Source organism: Bacillus sp. FSL K6-3458 (assembly GCF_038005045.1).
GTDB classification, from domain to species: domain Bacteria; phylum Bacillota; class Bacilli; order Bacillales; family Bacillaceae; genus Bacillus; species Bacillus altitudinis.
In genome coordinates, this window is record NZ_JBBOSI010000001.1 from 1,658,269 (window position 1) to 1,674,034 (window position 15,766).

Below are 15,766 nucleotides of genomic sequence, written 5' to 3' on the forward strand. Positions count from 1 at the left end.
TCTATTCTCCGATAGAAAATATCTTATTTTTTTCAACATACTCAATTCCTTTATAAATGGTCTTGCGGCATAATATCCAGCAAATCACTGAAACGATCACAAAATATATAGCGAACAGCACGTTTACGAGCCCTGAGGATTGCTGCAATATAGGGAGAAAAGAGGTCAAAATCAAATAGTACATAAAAGGCAGAACAAGAAAGTTTCTTGCAAATGCCTGACCTTTATCGATGATCTCTAGTTCCTCATTTGTTGTCCCTATTTCATGCTCATGAATAAAATTGAATTTCGTTGTGAATGGAAACAAGTAAAGCTGAATCAAAGGAAAAATGAAAAAGCCAACCCCTAATACCACCAGTTGAATGAGCATCTGAACATGAAACAGTTGATACACAGTCATAATAGATAGATTAATGAATAGTAAAAAGAGCGCTGGTATGGAAAATAAACAATAAAATAACTGGATTTTTGATAAGAAAAATTGCAAAAGAGATATTTGAGAAAGCTCGTAAAGCCAAATGTTCTTTTTTTCAGCACTTAAAGCAAAAATAGAAGGTGTCAGCATTCTCATCTCATAAGATTGATTCGCTAGTATCATAATATTGAGTGTGAATAGCAGCTGAATTTGCAAGGCTTGATGATCGATGATCGAGATCAATCCGGTAAAAACACCAATATAAAAGAAGGCTTCATATGACATGAACATATAATTAAAAAATTCTTTAGATAAGAGCCACCTTTTTTCTTTCAGCAGCTTGATGTCTTTTTGGATCAACACATTTTGTCTAAACAGCGAACCCTGAATTTTATGCAGTACTTGAAAGTACCAATAAAATAAATCCCGAAAATGCTTTGAGCTTTGGTCTTGATCTTTTTCCGTTGGAATCCATCGAACAGGACTTCTCATGACAAGCGCACTACCTAATAGCACAACAATCAATGTAATAGGTGAATGGAACAGAGCTTGAAATTGTAGAAAAATCGAGCCATCTGAAAATAAAGTATGATGCATTTGCTGAAGATCATGTTGATATAAAGAGATCAGCTTGTTTGAAAGAGTGATCCAAAACGAATCCTCTGCAAGCGATGAGATTGATTGAAAAAGTTTTTGGAAGGTGTGATAAAAAGGGAAAATGATGTTTAATATGAGAACCCTTCCGAATAAGAAAAAAAGCAAAGCGATGCTTGCAAAAAAGAGGACACGAATAGCCCCGATTTTTTTCACGACGATGTTATAGATATAAGCACCGAATATCTTATTGCTGATGATAAATAGGAAGATACTTGTCAGCATCACATTGACATGTTTTAACCAGAATGCCAGATCGTGTGTTTGAACAATATCATATTGGAACAAAAAATAGATCAAATAAGTGCTCAAACTCGTAAACACAAGCCAAATCAATTCTGAAAACAGAAGCGTTTGAAAAAGTTGTCTAGAGGAAACAGGTGCTAGCTGTATCAATTCTTTAAAAGGAAGAAGATGAGTTCTTCTATAAGATTCAATTCCTTTGACGATAGAAAATAGAAATAAAAACATCACAAAAGCACTTTCCCATTCTATTTGATAGACGGGGGAGTAAAGAAATGAAGATATAACGAATACAATCATGCATCCGAATATGATATCAAGAATACAAGAAAAAAATATGTACTGTTTTGAAGAAAACGACTTGAGAAATGGAATTTTTCGTATAACGAACTGAGCGATATTAGAATACTGTTGCTCCAGTCTAATGGATAGAAGTAGTGATAATAATGGATATAACATCTTCTCACCTGCACTAAAATTTAAATAGAAGGAGAACAGAGTCTCCTTCTATTGAGTCGTTAAATAAATTACCAAGCGATAACGGCTTTACGGCCTTTTTTCTTAATTTCGTTTTTAAGGTATTGACGAATTGTCTCTTTACCAGCCGCAGCAATAAGAGAAAGACCGCCTGAACCTACAGCAGTTAAAATGGAGACAATTGTAGTGACAGCTCCACCTGCTTCAACCACATTAAGAACTACAGCGGCAACACTGCCTGGAATACCAAATTCTTTTGCTAGATCAGCAACTGGCAGTACTTGTAGCGAGAAGGAAAAAAGAGCTAGCATAAGGAATCCTACTGCTAAAGCACCAAAAAGAACATGTAGTTTGATTTCATTTCTTGTTTCTGTCATATCAAATTCCTCCCTTTTTTGTCTTTTTATTACTATTCTATCTTATGATATGTTTTTGTTCATATCAATCCTTTTTTTTCTTTTTTTTATGAATTAGTTATAGGTTAATATAAAAAAAGTGAAAAGATAAGTGAGAAAAGAATCGTTTTGGATAGGAAATATCGAGTGAACATGATCAAAATGACCTTGTTTTCACAAAAACGAAAGAGAGCCTAAAAGTCTATAAGAAATGTGTTATATGTAAATGAACCAATATTCTTTGATCAAAATCTCTTTTCAAGATAAAATTGGAAGTATCAATTCATTCTGATGGAGGCGATTTTCTGAATATTCGATTGTTAACACCAGAAGATGCTCAAGAATATGCGAACTTGAGATTAGAAGCACTCCGATTAAATCCAGAGAGTTTTGCTATGAGTTACGAGGAAGAGAAGCTAGATACGAAGAATAAATATAAGGCTCGTTTTGCCTCTACACAATCTATGTGGGCATTCGGCGCCTTTCATCAAGGTCAGCTGGTCGGCTCGGTTACACTCATACAAGAAACCTTGCAGAAATTAAAGCACCGTGCCAATGTGGCAGCGATGTATGTAAAGGCTAATGGCCGTGGAAAAGGAATTGGGAAAGCGCTCCTGACAAAAGTTCTTTCTTTTGCGCGCGAAAGAAAAGATATCGAACAACTGTATTTAACAGTGGTCACAACAAACGACTCAGCCAAACATCTTTACAAGTCTGTTGGATTTAAGTCGTATGTGGTAGAGGAAAAAGCACTAAAAATAAATGGTGCTTATGTAGATGAGGAAAAAATGGTGCTATGTTTATCATCGTTTGGAGGGGATATAAATGAGCCAGCCAGTCATGCGCATCACATTGGCAGCCGGACCAAATAGTGAGCTGGAATCCTTTGCGCTGCGTGCCGCACTTGAAAACTTTGGTGCAAAAGTCGATATGCATTGGATAGGCCGACCGAATGACCTGATTGATGTTTTATCAGGGAAAAATAGAGGCGAGACGGACTTCATTCTTTTATCCTTTCACGGGGAAGAAGGAGCGTTTCTCATACCGGAGTTAGGAGAAGATGTATACGAAGAGGGTGAGCCGAGAGGTGCTGCTTTTGGTGCGGATGACATAAAGCGGTATGCTTCGTTAAATGGAGTCCACATTATATGTACAGGCTGTACATTAGGCGAAAAAAAGGTGGCAGAAGCTTTTTTAGAAACAGGGGCGATATCCTATACAGCGCCCGATGACTACATTGATGGAAATGCGTCATTTATTTTTGTTCTCACCATGCTGTATGAGCTGGTGAACAACTCAAAGACAGTCAGAGCAGCTTTTGACCAGGCACGCTCTATTGATGAAGAAACAAAGTTATTCCAACTGTATATGCAAAAATAAGGGCTGAGCGATCAAGCCCTTTTTATATGTCTCTTGTGAAATATGTCGAAAATGTGACAAATGTGTTTTTTGCAAACTAAAAAGGGGCTGAGAAAAGTCTATCCTACAAACACACGCCATCCAGACATGACGGCATCACGAGAGGAGAATCATTGTGTCAATCAAAGGGAAGATCAGCCTCGTCCTATGTGGACTTGCAATCGTCATCGGAATCGCTGGATTTTATCATAATCAGCAAGCAAGCGGGACAGAGAGAAAAAAAGTAGAACAAGATGCGAGCTACAAACAAGTTGAAATTGTCACACTTGTGAATGACGGGAAATTCATGAGATATGCTGTCAACTATCCGCTGTTTCATCAAGAAAAACTAGATCAGGAGATCAAAAGATTTGCAGAGACCGCGTTAGAAAGGTTTAAAACATCGTTTAGTCAAGCGAGTGATGTCAATGAAAAGAAACGATACGAACTAAACATCGATTATGAGATCATTCATTATGCCAAGCAAACAGTCGCAATCAAATTCAATACATATGAAGTGAAGGGCGGAAAGCAAGGCGTCAATCAAACGAAGGTGATGAACTTTGATTTCAAGAAACAGACATTTTTATCAATCAACGATATCTTTCTATCAAAGAAGGACAATCTTCAAAAATTATCTCATATGACTTTTGAGGAATTAAAAAAAGATCGAACGCTAGCTGAAAATCAGCCGCTGCTCAAACAGGGAACGTCTCCTGTGGCGAAGAACTATCAGTATTTTGCCATCAAAGATCGTTTTATTGAATTCTACTTTCCAAGAGGACAAATCGCTCCAAATCATCATGGCCCTCAAGTGTTAGCGATTAAGAAAACACTGCTGAAAGGAATATTAAAACCTGAATATATTAAGAAAGAAATGAACAAAAACGAGAAAAAAGAACCGATTCCAACAAGAAAGATTGTGAAACTGCCGAAAACATCCACATTTCATCCGAATCAAAAAGCCATTGCACTCACATTTGATGATGGGCCCAATCCATCAACGACCTCAAAAATTTTAACAGCATTAAAAGAGAACAAAGGACATGCCACATTTTTTGTATTAGGCAGCAGGGTTCAGTATTATCCCGATATGCTAGGTGAAATTAGAAAGGGTGGAAATGAAATTGGAAACCATTCCTATAACCACCCTTTGCTCACAAGACTTCCTTTAAAACAAGCGGTCAAACAAGTAGAAGACACGCAGCAAATCATTGAAAAAGCGAGCGGGTTCACACCGACTCATTTTAGACCACCATATGGCGGGACAAATGGGCAAATCAACGAAGCTCTTCACATGAAAGTGACCCTTTGGGATGTGGATCCTGAAGACTGGAAATATCGAAACAGCCAATACGTCGCGAACTACATTCTAACTCATGCATCTAGCGGTGAAACGATCTTAATGCACGACATCTATGACACCTCAGCCAACGCAGCCGTCACGATTATCAAAGAACTCACCAAACAAGGATATCAATTATTGACGGTGTCTGAGCTTGAGCAGTGGAAGGAAGCGCGTGAGAAGAAAGGTGAATTGAATACGTAATGATTATGCGAATCTTAGTAGATTCGCATTTTTTAAGCATATTATGAAAATAAAGGGAAATCATGTTAAAGTGAGTGTAGAAAGGGAGGGCTTCGGATGGTATTCATGAGGTTGATTAGCCTATATATGCTGACAGCTTTTTGTTTGGGTTTTATTGTTAACTATGTACCTGGTTTGATGCTGCCCATCTATATACTTGCGATGATCGGGCTTATGTTCTGTCTCGTTCATATTGCGCTGCATTATATTCATCGAATCAGAAATATGTTGTTTCATGAGAAACGGTAAGAATACTTGCGTACGCTAAGAAACCTCTCTCTAAAAGAGTGAGGTTTTTATTTTTTCGGTTTTTGATGTTCTAACAGTTGTATAATTTTCTCGTTTGATTCTTTCATTTGTCTTAATAAAGAAACGATATTCCCAGTAAACCCAATGAGGACAATCAGTAAAATGATGATGATCCACATAATGTGGCCTCCAATCTTCTGAATGCTTCTTTTTGCTTGTATCAAGGATACCGTATAATGAATGTATTGAATTGAACAGTTCGTGCTATTTATTCGACAATTGATGTAAACAAAGAGCGATGGAGGTAGATACATTTGAAACGAGTAGATGTAGTATCAGCTATTATTTACGATACGGAAGAAAATATTTTAGCAGTTAAAAATGTAAAGGGATATTGGGAACTGCCTGGTGGCGCTGTAGAAAAAGGCGAACACCTGCATCAAGCCGTGATCCGCGAGGTGAATGAAGAGACAGGGTATGTTTGCAAAGTAAATGAAATTCATTCGGTTCGAGAAGCATTCTTTCAAGACAAAAAGCATCATGCACTTATCATTACGTTCTTTGCGGAAATTATCGGGGGAGAGATGAACATTCTAGATCCTGATCATGATATTGAAGAAGTAAAATGGGTCAGCTCTCAAACCTTTCAAAAGCTAAATCCAAAACTATATCACATGTTAAAATTAAACCAACAAACACAAGCTTTTTATGATTTTGAGGGAAATAGAACAATTGGTTAAATCCAAATTGATATAGGCATGAAGGAGAGACATAGATGTTTTTATACTACGGCCCCACGGGAGCTCCAGTAGCAAATCCAGGAGAAGAATTCATGAAAAGAATTTTCTTTCAGGAGGGTGAAGAGTATTGGAAACAAGGTAACGGAGAATCTTCTATTGAGATAGAAGAAGATTGGGAAAGTGAAAGTCTAGTTTTCTTTTATACGGAACCGTATGGATTCTTGATCATGAGATATCCAAATTTTTTGGTCCCTTTTAAAAAGGAAGAAAAAATTGAAACGATCGAGCATTTGGTCGCAGGCGCCCCATTGTATGTGCCGTCATGTAGCTATGTCGATCGGAATCAAGCTTATCAAATCGTTCACCATTTTTTGACGACAAAAAAGGTGCCTGATCTTGTTGAGTGGGTTGAGTTGAGGGATATTGATTTTCAGTATGATAAGAAAAGTTAGAGGGAGAAAGATGAAAGTGAGTACATATGAGAAGCTACATAACTTAGATGAAACTATGCATTTACATGTAGGGTATGATGAACATGGTTTTGATTATGAAGGCGTGTTTTTTAAGAGTTTAGATAGGAAAATGATAATTTCTTTGAATAAAATAGTTGAGCATTAACACCTTAAAAGAATATTACAAGTGGAATGATGTAGGGCTAATAATTGAAGAATTTACTTTATTACAAGTTTGAATTTTCGAGAACTCTGAATCATCTAAGTGCTGTTTTTTTGTATCTTTATTCCTATTTCATGGCAAACCCTGTGTTGGTAAAATTGACCTTGTCAATGAATAGGAAGGAGTGAATTCTTCTGGGAAAGATACTTGATGCAAAAGCACTAACCAGTGCCATGGATACAAGGGCAAAACACTATCAGGAACTCCGTGAACAAATGATAGATTTAAAAAAGGCACTTCAAGGTGTTGCCAACCTCGGTGACGACTTCACTGGAAAAGGTGCCGATAACATTAAAAGCTTCTACAAAGAACTCGCCGGAAATGTGGACATGTTTATTAGCTTCATTGATAAACAAAAAGCCTTTCATGAAGGTGTTTCTGGAACGCTTGATGATACAAATTTTGGCGGCGACACCTTTGTAGAAGAACACTTTTTAGACAACGCTGTACATATGGGAATCAAGAATGCCAAAAGCATCGTGAAGGATCAAAAAAAGGCACTCAAAACGATTTTTCAAGATATTGATGACCTCATTTCTCTGGAAGTATTTGATAGTAAAACCTTTGACGAAAAGATTGCAGATGCGGAAGATGAACGGAAGAAAACGGTTAAAGATTTAATAGAACTTGATCAAAATCTAAAAGATGAATATGCTTTGTCAGAGACTGAGGAGAAGGCTACAATGGCATTGTACGCAGAAATGATCAATGCCACAAATGACGGAAAATCCATTTCGCCTATGAATTTTGACAAGAAAGCGTATCAAAATAGCGAAATCTACAAGGCAAAAAGCGATATTGAGAAGCAAACTTCTGAATATCTAAAAATCAAAAAAGATCAAGAAGAAGCCCGCAAGATTGCAAAGGAACAAGAAGCGCTAGCCAACCGTCCGTGGTATGAAAAAGCTCTTGATTACGGAGGAAATATCGTCAATGAACTGACAGGCGTGAACGATGCAAAACGTGCCGCAACAGGTGTCGATCCGATCACAGGTGAAGAACTCACCGCAGGACAGCGAGTCGCCGCAGGCGGCATGGCAGCAGCAGGCTACATCCCGATTGTCGGCTGGGCAGGACGTATTTTCAAAGGCGGTAAAGCCGTTTATAAAACGACTCAAGCCACCTCAGCCGCAGTAAGAGCGGTCGACATTTACAAGACATCACAGAAGTCTTTCGATGCGTTGAAAACATCACAAAAAGGCTTATATGGCCTCACCGCAACAAACGGCTTCAGCGAAGCGATTACGGGTCGAGATATGTTTGGAAATAAAGTCTCGAAAGAACAACAGGAAGCTAGTATGAATGCGGCACTGGGGATGCTTTTGCCATTTGGTGCGAAAGGGTTTAATGGCAAAATGGGAATCAATCAAAAAAGCACCCACCTTAATCAAGCAAGTATAGGAAAGACTGATTTAGATCGTTTAAGGAAAAAGTGGAATGTTCCAGAAACTCAAACTGTTGCTGTAGGTAAAACAGACGTTAGAGGTTTGGAACGTAGCGTTTTCGAAGGTGGGTCACCAAAAGTTAGGAAAGAAGGAGGTCTTCCTTCATTAGATGAAGTTTATCCTGATCGGAAAATTAAGGCACCATATAAAAGATCAGTTAGAGGGCATGCTCAATTTATGGATCATGCAGAAGAAGGTGTGATAGCAGAATTTGAGGATGCAGTCAAAAAAGCAGGACTGAAACCAGAAGAGATAAAAGGTATACTAAATATCCATCAATCTAATCCAAATGGAGTTTGTAATAAATGTACAAAAGGTTTGTTTGATCAAGTTCCAAGTGAGGAAAGAGGAATATTCAAGCAACTGACAGATCACTATCCTGAATTGAAAATAAAAGTAACATCAGAACGAGATCCAAGTGTCCCGTACCCAAGAGATACTTTATCTTTTGATGTTAAAAATGGTGTTACAGAAAATGTCGTTAAAATAAAAAAATAGAAAAGAGGCTATAGAATGGATTTTATAAATGACATTAGTGAAGAAGCTAAAGTTGCACTAGGCTTAGCAATAGCCGAAAAAATGTATGCATTCATAGATAAAGAAGATGATGGTTACCACATAGGAGAAAAAGCTCTAGAAGATTGCTGGAAATGGCTTTCTGGTAAAGAGTTAAGTGCAGATGATTTATGTAACTACATAGATAGTGAAGATTATATGGATGTAGCCGAGTTCGCAAATAAAGAAAAAGATGAACAAAAACAATATGGCTGGTATTCAGTATTAGATGCGGTTTCTTATACAGCTTATCAAGCGTATAAACGAGAAAATAAAAAATTTGTTCCGCAAGTGCTAGAGATAATAGATGATGAAACATTGAATACACTTTGGGAAAATGCTATAGAATCAAAAATGATTGATATAGCTGAACTGAAAACCCTAACGAAGTATCTAATTGATCATTATCCTAGCAAATATCAAGATAACAAGTTATATTTAATCAACAAAGAGGATCTCCCATTAGGCGATTAAATAGAATACAACTATTTTTATTAAGTAATACAGAAAGACATTAGCTTAGAGATAAAATAAAAAACAGACCTAATAAGGTCTGTTTTTGTTAGAAGTTAGGGGAAGTTCATTTTCACTTCCCCTTCTCCCGCTTCCGTTTCTCCTTCTCCGCCCGGTAAAACTCATGAAACATCTTCATCAGCGCTCGCTTCTCTATCCGGGATACATAACTCCTTGATATCCCGAGCTCCTTGGCTATTTCCCGCTGCGTTTTTTCTTTCTTTAAGTCCAAACCGAACCGGCCGACGATCACTTCTTTTTCTCGGCCGTCGAGAATGTCGATATATTCTTTTACTTTTTCAAGCTCCATGTTGAGCTGAATGGTATCAATCACGTCTTCATTTTCTGATTTTAAGACGTCAATTAATGAAATTTCGTTGACTCCTAGACGTTATCCGTTTTTGTTACTTTAAAGAGATAAAGAATTAACTGTTTTGCTCGGTGAGAGCTAAGGTAATTACCTGTAGGGCAAGATAAGGTGGTGGATATACACTGAACTAGGCGATTGTGCTTATCACGGACTTGAAGATCAACCATATATGAGTAGTATTCCACCTTGGCATAATTGTCCAGGGGCATATCGATAATATCCAGGGTTTGAGTCCCTTGGTATATTTCTGTGGGCGTATTTTTAAATTCTTCTGGTTTCCAAAATTTCATTATAAAGTTGTCGCATGGGTTGCTTTTTAACCTGTCAAATATGATTGTTAAGGAAGAACTGAATTGGAAGACCAATACAAGAAATGTTAGACGTGTTTACACCGTTATGTTTGTTGATACTGTCTTAAAAACAAGTTCTAATTCTTTTAAATTAAAATGGTGCAATCCAACGTATGTTATAATTGACTAAAAAAGGTGAATCTGGATGAAAAGATTTGTTGAGGATATTAAAAAATTTGATAGAGTACCCTTTTTATTCTTAGGTTCTGGATTTTCACGGAGATATTTAGGCACACCTTCATGGGAACAGTTATTAATGGAGTGCACGAAATGGACAGGAAAGAGTTATAGACAATATGTTTCCAAAGTTGATTATGATGAAAAAAGCCCAATGTTTTTGCCTGAAATTGCAAGGTTAATTGCTAAAGATTTTAGACCTATTTGGTGGGAAAACGAAAAGTATTCTCAACAAAGGCTTTTAATGGAGGATGAAGTGAAAAGTTATGCTTCACCTTTGAAGTTTGTTACAGCAGAATATATTAAAAAGTTTAAAATTTCTTCAGATGAATTCATTACTAAAGAAATTCAAGCTTTAAAGAAAATAGTTGAAAATAATTCAATTGATGGAATTATAACCACCAATTGGGATTGTTTATCTGAAGAGATTTTTGGGTTCAACAAATATATTGGACAACAAGAGTTATTGTTTTCAAATGTAATGAATGTAGGTGAAATATTTAAGATACATGGATGTGTATCAGAGCCTAACTCAATGGTTTTTGATAGCAAAGACTATGAAATTTTTAATAAAAGAAACCATTACCTAGCTTCAAAATTGACAACTATTTTTATAGAACACCCAATTATATTCATTGGTTATTCTATAAAAGATGATAATATAAGGGAGATACTTGATTCCATTGTTTATGGCATTGGGGAAGATAATTTATTAAAGTTTGGCAATAAAATATTCTTCTTAGAATGTGATTTTGAAAACAAAGGAGAATTTATTTATACTACTTCTCCACTTCCTTTGCCAAACGGTACTATTGATATGACTTATATGAAAACAGCTGATTTTGAAGGTGTTTATAAAGCATTGGCAGAAAATAAGAGGAAATTTCCAGCCAAGTTGGTAAGACAAATGAAAGCTCATTTGTATGAGCTTTTAGTTACTGATGACCCAAAAGAACAAATATATGTCTCGGATTTAACTAGTGAAGACTCTATAGAAAATATTCAATTTGTTTATGGAGCAGGAGTAAAACAATCAATAATAGGATACGATAGTCATAAAAATGATGATTTAATTAGAGATATTGTTGGAGTGGGTGATTTTAAGTTTGATTATAAACAAATTATAAAAAGAACCTTATTAACGTCAGGAAGAACGTATTTACCGGTTCATTATTTTATTTATAAAAGTGGATTAAAGGAAAATGAAATTGATGAAAGGATATTAAAACGACGAGTTACTAAACAAGACCAATTGTGTAAACAAACTTGCATAGATTTAATGAATAAAAAGTTTAAATCTATATCAGAATTGGAGAAGTTTTATGGTCATGATTATAAAATGGTGCAGCAGCTTGTTTATTTAAGACCTGAGAAAATTCTTGATGAATTAGATCGTTTTAAAAAAATCATTTTAGAAAATTTAGATTTACTTGATACAGGTAATGATATTCAAAAAACTTCTATAAGAAAACTTGTAAAGTACTATGATTGGTTAAAATTCAGTGGAGAATTCGCATAATTTTTATTGTGAATTTTCAGACGTTTCAATTTAAAATCTAATGATAATTAACTGGATTCTAGTTGGTGATATTGCATTATAAGTACCTTACAAAATGATTTTAATTATGAAATCAAGCTTCAGATAGGATAGTCGCATATCCAATAAAAAAATAAACGGCTTTGCCTATATAGAGACTAAACTTTTTGTTCTTTAAAGGAGTTTGACATGGAGCAGGTTAATAATTTATGGCAGTTCAAAGAGATTATAAAAAAATATTCAAAAGAAGAAACATATTATAGAGGTCAATTATCTCAATATGTCAGTATCAGTTCCAGTATTTCAAGAGACGATGGTTTTATGATGAATGAAGCTAAAATATATTTGGATTCAGTAAAGATAATGCCAAATGAGTTCGAACATTTAAATGAACCTATTGATTATTTAGCTAAAATGCAACACTATAATATTCCTACTCGTTTAATTGATTTAACTGTAGACCCACTAGTAGCATTATTTTTTGCAGTAGAAAACGTCGATGATCCTAATGATGGGCTTGTTTATGTATTTAATACTAAAGGCCTAATGAAAGATAGTAAACATGTCCGTCTTCTTTCATTGTTAGCTAAAATTGTTGATTATAGCCACTCTAATATACAAAAAGAGTATGAAGAACATTATGGAGAAAAAATAACTGTTTTTGAAATAATTGAATATTCAACCAAACCTGCATTTATTAGGTATGGTCAAAGTCAAGACAGCACAAATATTCGAATAAACAAACAAAAAGGTACCTTTGCTATTTGTTGTTCCGAAGTGCTCTCTGATCATACGCTTATGAAGAAGGTTATGCCATTAGAAAGTGGCATTGAGGCATTAACAATTCGAATCCCTTATGAATATAAGAAACTGGTGAAAGAAGAGTTAGATAATATAGAGATAAATAAAGCATTTATATACCCTGAATTACCATCAGTAGGTGATTATGTTCGAGAAAAGTACAAATACAGCAATTATAGTAAAGAAAACCTCTATACTATTGTTAAATCAGACGATGTATCTACTGGTGCGGCCAAACGTGTATCTCTTATGGTTATTTTAGAAAAGCCTTTACAGATAAATCAAATTGAAGAGATTTGTAAATCTATAATAGATGATTATAAAAGAATAAATGACGTAGTGTATCTCTACATAGCCAAAAATGGTAAAGATTATAGAAAGATAAATTGGATATTACAAGTTCAATGGATTAGATCTACATTAAATGATTTATTTAAGCCTCTTCCTATTGGAGAATCAAAAGATGGAGAGACTTATTGGAAATATTCAGATGATTATAGTGTGATATCAGAATTTTATGATACACTTTTATAATTTGAAGATACCGTGTTATTCTATGCTCAATTTCTGACCAGAATTAATAATAAATATTGAAAGGTATAATCAAATTAATAGATGTTTTAAATAAAGGTTTGTAAAGGATAGTAAGTGTTTACTAAGTTGAGGGAAGTGGAATAAAATAGAAGCCGGAATTTTAGACCGGCCTCTACGACATCATTTCCCCTTCTCCTTCTCCTTCTTCCGCTTCTCCTTCTCCGCCCGATAAAACTCATGAAACATCTTCATTAACGCGCGCTTCTCAATCCGGGACACATAGCTCCGCGAAATCCCGAGCTCCTTCGCGATTTCCCGCTGCGTCTTCTCTTTCTTCAAATCAAGACCGAACCGGCCGACGATGACTTCTTTTTCCCGGCCGTCGAGAATGTCGATATACTCTTTTACTTTTTCAAGCTCCATGTTGAGCTGAATGGTATCAATCACGTCTTCATTTTCTGATTTTAAGACGTCAATTAATGAAATTTCATTTCCTTCTTTATCCTGACCGATGGGGTCATGCAGAGAGACGTCTTTTTTTGTTTTTTTGAGTGCGCGTAAATGCATGAGGATTTCATTATTAATGTCAAAAGGGGGGGGCATTTAAAATGTTTCAAATAAGCCGATACTGATAATAAGTCTTATTTTAAGTGAGTGAGGGGAATTAATTTGAAATTTTTAAGTTTAGACACAAATGTTTTAATAAATATGATTGTATCTCGAGATGATGGACATAAGCCTGAGTCATATGAGCAAATGATGAAGTTGTTGTCCTATGGTGAGATCAAGTTAGTACTGCCTGAAATTATAATAAACGAAGTTGAAAGGAATGTGGAAAGAGAGATTGATAAAACATATCAAAAATTAAAAGAAGCTAAAAAAAATATTGATGGTCTATATTGGATAAATAATGCAGAAGAAATGGAAAGCTTCAAGGAATTAAAGAATGCAGCAACCTTTAATATAAATGAACTAATAACACAGTATACAAGAAATAAAGAAAAGTATGTTCAAGGTGCGAAAAAATTATTAGAGAATATCTTTAATCATAGTTCAACGGTTATTATTAAAGAAACAGATGATGTTATTAAAAAAGCATATAAAAGACAACTGTATAAGAAAAAACCTTTTAATGAGAAAGGAAAAGATTCATTGGGTGATGCAGTTATTATTGAATCACTTATTAAGTACATAAGTGATCATAAAAAGAATAATAAACTATTTTTTGTATCAAACAATACTAAGGACTTCTCATCGGAAACTGATAAGGAAATCTTACATCAGCATATTCAGGAGGATATTAAAAAGTTAAATATTGAAGAGGAATTTCATTATAGAGTATATTTTACAAAAACATTAATTGAGGATTTTCAAGATGAAATAAAAAATGCTGGAATCTTAGAACAACTAATTGCAGAAAGTTATTATGAAGACGAACTTAATTCTATTCGTCAAAAACTAGGTATTACATCTTTAAACGCAGATTGGACAAATATATTAGCTAATGATTCTGAAGTAATTGATTTTGCTAGTCAATTACTGAATTGCCACGAGGAAATATCTGAACAATTTAACTCTTTTGAGGATACATATAATAATTTTAAAAAGTATATAGAATCGTTAAATTATGAAAAATTAGAAGAAGTTATGAATTCCTTTAATATTAATACAACGACTTTAAATAAAGATAAATTAGTTTATCAACAGGCTATTTTAGAATGGACTTCAGAGAAAATCGATATTGACATTGATATGGGAGAGCCTTCTGAATATTTGGAAGGATTCCCTTTAAATAAACCAATATTGAAAATAAGAGATTTTCAAGGGAATAATTTTATGATTGAAGTTCAAGGACAGATTTTCCCTGAAAATGATGAGAGTGATATGTTAGATATTACTGTGACGAATTTTATAACAAATAAGAATGCAAAAGGATCTATAGATATATATTATGGGTATAGTGGTTTGAATGATTATGATTCTCCAGAGGGCATTGGTGAACAAATAAATCTTTGTGGTCTAGAGAGTGTTATAGATACAGTGAAAGAGGTATCTGAATTCATAATTGCCCAAATTGAAGAATGTAAAGAAAAGATTAATGAAATAAAAGATACAATTTGATCTAGAAGTATGGGTTGAAAAATGGCGAGGATACTTTAATTCCCTTGCCATTTTTCACTTTAAACCCTATAGAGTAATCTATTACGAGCAAAATTATAAGTCACTTTAAAAGCTAAGGAAATGTCTTTGATTAAATCATTTTCTGTAGTGAGTTTAATTTTTCTAAGCATAAATGTCGGAATACAAAACTTATATGCAAAACGCTTCGCCTGCATTTCCTGCAGCTCTCTAAACAGTGGGGGCATGATTAGTTGGTTTCCCTCATGTCTAAGCGCATGACAAAGTTCATGACCAAAATCTTGCCACTGTTCTTGAGGACTGAGGCGATTATCGATGATAATAGTTCCAGCATAGTACCGGCTGCTGATGTTTAAGAATTCGACTTTTAAATTGGAGCGGTATGCGATATCTAATAGATCAAGTTCAGATGGATTTGTTATGTTGATTTGATGATAGAATGCTTCGATCCAGTCATCTAAGTGTGTTGTGTTTTTTGGTAAAATACGTTCCAACTAAAGCAACTCCTTTT

The 15,766-nt window shown here is 34.9% G+C and carries 15 protein-coding genes and 2 pseudogenes; 11 read left to right on the forward strand and 6 right to left on the reverse strand.

Features of this window, described 5'->3' with window-relative positions; translation table 11 throughout:
* Window position 1: 1 nt before the first annotated feature.
* Together MHH23_RS08760 and MHH23_RS08765 are read right to left on the reverse strand one after the other, a co-directional pair.
* The gene (locus tag MHH23_RS08760; RefSeq protein WP_330546952.1) at window positions 2–1,540 is read right to left on the reverse strand and encodes a hypothetical protein; all 1,539 of its coding nucleotides are present in this window, start codon (window positions 1,538–1,540) and stop codon (window positions 2–4) included.
* Window positions 1,541–1,839: 299 nt separating this feature from the next.
* The gene (locus MHH23_RS08765; protein WP_017358050.1) at window positions 1,840–2,166 is read right to left on the reverse strand and encodes an uberolysin/carnocyclin family circular bacteriocin; all 327 of its coding nucleotides are present in this window, start codon (window positions 2,164–2,166) and stop codon (window positions 1,840–1,842) included.
* A 287-nt stretch (window positions 2,167–2,453) separates the two neighbouring features.
* Between MHH23_RS08765 and MHH23_RS08770 the strand changes: the two genes are divergently transcribed.
* The 4 genes from MHH23_RS08770 to MHH23_RS08785 all read left to right on the forward strand — a co-directional run bounded on the left by MHH23_RS08770 (window position 2,454) and on the right by MHH23_RS08785 (window position 5,419).
* Window positions 2,454–3,056 carry a GNAT family N-acetyltransferase gene (locus MHH23_RS08770; RefSeq protein WP_445285657.1) on the forward strand — a complete coding sequence of 201 codons (603 nt, stop codon included), beginning with the start codon at window positions 2,454–2,456 and terminating at the stop codon, window positions 3,054–3,056.
* Window positions 3,010–3,564, forward strand: a complete 555-nt coding sequence (locus MHH23_RS08775) for a hypothetical protein (RefSeq protein ID WP_024718788.1) — start codon at window positions 3,010–3,012, stop codon at window positions 3,562–3,564. The genes MHH23_RS08770 and MHH23_RS08775 overlap by 47 nt, the downstream gene beginning before the upstream one ends.
* Window positions 3,565–3,718: 154 nt before the next feature.
* The gene (locus MHH23_RS08780) at window positions 3,719–5,131 is read left to right on the forward strand and encodes a polysaccharide deacetylase family protein (RefSeq protein WP_340959324.1); all 1,413 of its coding nucleotides are present in this window, start codon (window positions 3,719–3,721) and stop codon (window positions 5,129–5,131) included.
* 96 nt (window positions 5,132–5,227) lie between these two features.
* Window positions 5,228–5,419, forward strand: coding sequence for a hypothetical protein (locus tag MHH23_RS08785; RefSeq protein WP_340959326.1), 192 nt, complete (start codon window positions 5,228–5,230; stop codon window positions 5,417–5,419).
* Window positions 5,420–5,466: 47 nt separating this feature from the next.
* On the opposite strand, the gene MHH23_RS08790 is transcribed toward MHH23_RS08785, so the two are convergent.
* Window positions 5,467–5,598 (reverse strand): hypothetical protein, encoded by a 132-nt coding sequence (locus MHH23_RS08790; RefSeq protein ID WP_003217310.1) that lies wholly within the window; start codon window positions 5,596–5,598, stop codon window positions 5,467–5,469.
* A 135-nt stretch (window positions 5,599–5,733) separates the two neighbouring features.
* Between MHH23_RS08790 and MHH23_RS08795 the strand changes: the two genes are divergently transcribed.
* The 4 genes from MHH23_RS08795 to MHH23_RS08810 all read left to right on the forward strand — a co-directional run bounded on the left by MHH23_RS08795 (window position 5,734) and on the right by MHH23_RS08810 (window position 9,308).
* Complete coding sequence (locus tag MHH23_RS08795) at window positions 5,734–6,159, forward strand: NUDIX hydrolase (protein ID WP_159159831.1); 426 nt, start codon at window positions 5,734–5,736, stop codon at window positions 6,157–6,159.
* 35 nt (window positions 6,160–6,194) lie between these two features.
* Complete coding sequence (locus MHH23_RS08800; RefSeq protein ID WP_041090814.1) at window positions 6,195–6,611, forward strand: Imm1 family immunity protein; 417 nt, start codon at window positions 6,195–6,197, stop codon at window positions 6,609–6,611.
* Between the two features lie 357 nt (window positions 6,612–6,968).
* A complete protein-coding gene (locus tag MHH23_RS08805) occupies window positions 6,969–8,777 on the forward strand; it encodes a ribonuclease YeeF family protein (RefSeq protein WP_340960137.1) in 1,809 nt (602 codons plus the stop codon).
* Between the two features lie 15 nt (window positions 8,778–8,792).
* The gene (locus MHH23_RS08810; RefSeq protein WP_144679298.1) at window positions 8,793–9,308 is read left to right on the forward strand and encodes an Imm6 family immunity protein; all 516 of its coding nucleotides are present in this window, start codon (window positions 8,793–8,795) and stop codon (window positions 9,306–9,308) included.
* A gap of 112 nt (window positions 9,309–9,420) precedes the next feature.
* On the opposite strand, the pseudogene MHH23_RS08815 reads toward MHH23_RS08810, so the two are convergent.
* A pseudogene (locus MHH23_RS08815) lies at window positions 9,421–9,726 on the reverse strand (sigma-70 family RNA polymerase sigma factor); the annotation flags it as partial.
* Between the two features lie 486 nt (window positions 9,727–10,212).
* Here MHH23_RS08815 and MHH23_RS08820 point away from each other — a divergent pair.
* On the forward strand, window positions 10,213–11,763 hold the full coding sequence (locus tag MHH23_RS08820) for an SIR2 family protein (RefSeq protein ID WP_340959329.1): 1,551 nt from the start codon (window positions 10,213–10,215) through the stop codon (window positions 11,761–11,763).
* A 207-nt stretch (window positions 11,764–11,970) separates the two neighbouring features.
* Window positions 11,971–13,116 (forward strand): FRG domain-containing protein, encoded by a 1,146-nt coding sequence (locus MHH23_RS08825; protein WP_340959331.1) that lies wholly within the window; start codon window positions 11,971–11,973, stop codon window positions 13,114–13,116.
* A gap of 180 nt (window positions 13,117–13,296) precedes the next feature.
* Here MHH23_RS08825 and MHH23_RS08830 read toward each other — a convergent pair.
* A pseudogene (locus MHH23_RS08830) lies at window positions 13,297–13,701 on the reverse strand (sigma-70 family RNA polymerase sigma factor); the annotation flags it as partial.
* Between the two features lie 84 nt (window positions 13,702–13,785).
* On the opposite strand from MHH23_RS08830, the gene MHH23_RS08835 reads away from it, so the two are divergent.
* Entirely contained in the window at window positions 13,786–15,237 is a 1,452-nt protein-coding gene (locus MHH23_RS08835; protein WP_340959332.1) for a PIN domain-containing protein, read from the forward strand.
* A 59-nt stretch (window positions 15,238–15,296) separates the two neighbouring features.
* Here the strand turns inward: MHH23_RS08835 and MHH23_RS08840 are convergent, their stop codons facing one another.
* Window positions 15,297–15,749, reverse strand: a complete 453-nt coding sequence (locus tag MHH23_RS08840; protein ID WP_340959333.1) for an ImmA/IrrE family metallo-endopeptidase — start codon at window positions 15,747–15,749, stop codon at window positions 15,297–15,299.
* Between the last annotated feature and the right edge of the window lie 17 nt (window positions 15,750–15,766).

Coding starts and splice junctions, on each gene's coding strand:
- MHH23_RS08760 (WP_330546952.1), bottom strand. CDS start 1,540: ATGTTTTTATTTCTATTTTCTATCGTCAAAGGAATTGAATCTTATAGA.
- MHH23_RS08765 (WP_017358050.1), bottom strand. CDS start 2,166: ATGACAGAAACAAGAAATGAAATCAAACTACATGTTCTTTTTGGTGCT.
- MHH23_RS08775 (WP_024718788.1), top strand. CDS start 3,010: ATGAGCCAGCCAGTCATGCGCATCACATTGGCAGCCGGACCAAATAGT.
- MHH23_RS08785 (WP_340959326.1), top strand. CDS start 5,228: ATGGTATTCATGAGGTTGATTAGCCTATATATGCTGACAGCTTTTTGT.
- MHH23_RS08790 (WP_003217310.1), bottom strand. CDS start 5,598: ATGTGGATCATCATCATTTTACTGATTGTCCTCATTGGGTTTACTGGG.
- MHH23_RS08800 (WP_041090814.1), top strand. CDS start 6,195: ATGTTTTTATACTACGGCCCCACGGGAGCTCCAGTAGCAAATCCAGGA.
- MHH23_RS08810 (WP_144679298.1), top strand. CDS start 8,793: ATGGATTTTATAAATGACATTAGTGAAGAAGCTAAAGTTGCACTAGGC.
- MHH23_RS08820 (WP_340959329.1), top strand. CDS start 10,213: ATGAAAAGATTTGTTGAGGATATTAAAAAATTTGATAGAGTACCCTTT.
- MHH23_RS08825 (WP_340959331.1), top strand. CDS start 11,971: ATGGAGCAGGTTAATAATTTATGGCAGTTCAAAGAGATTATAAAAAAA.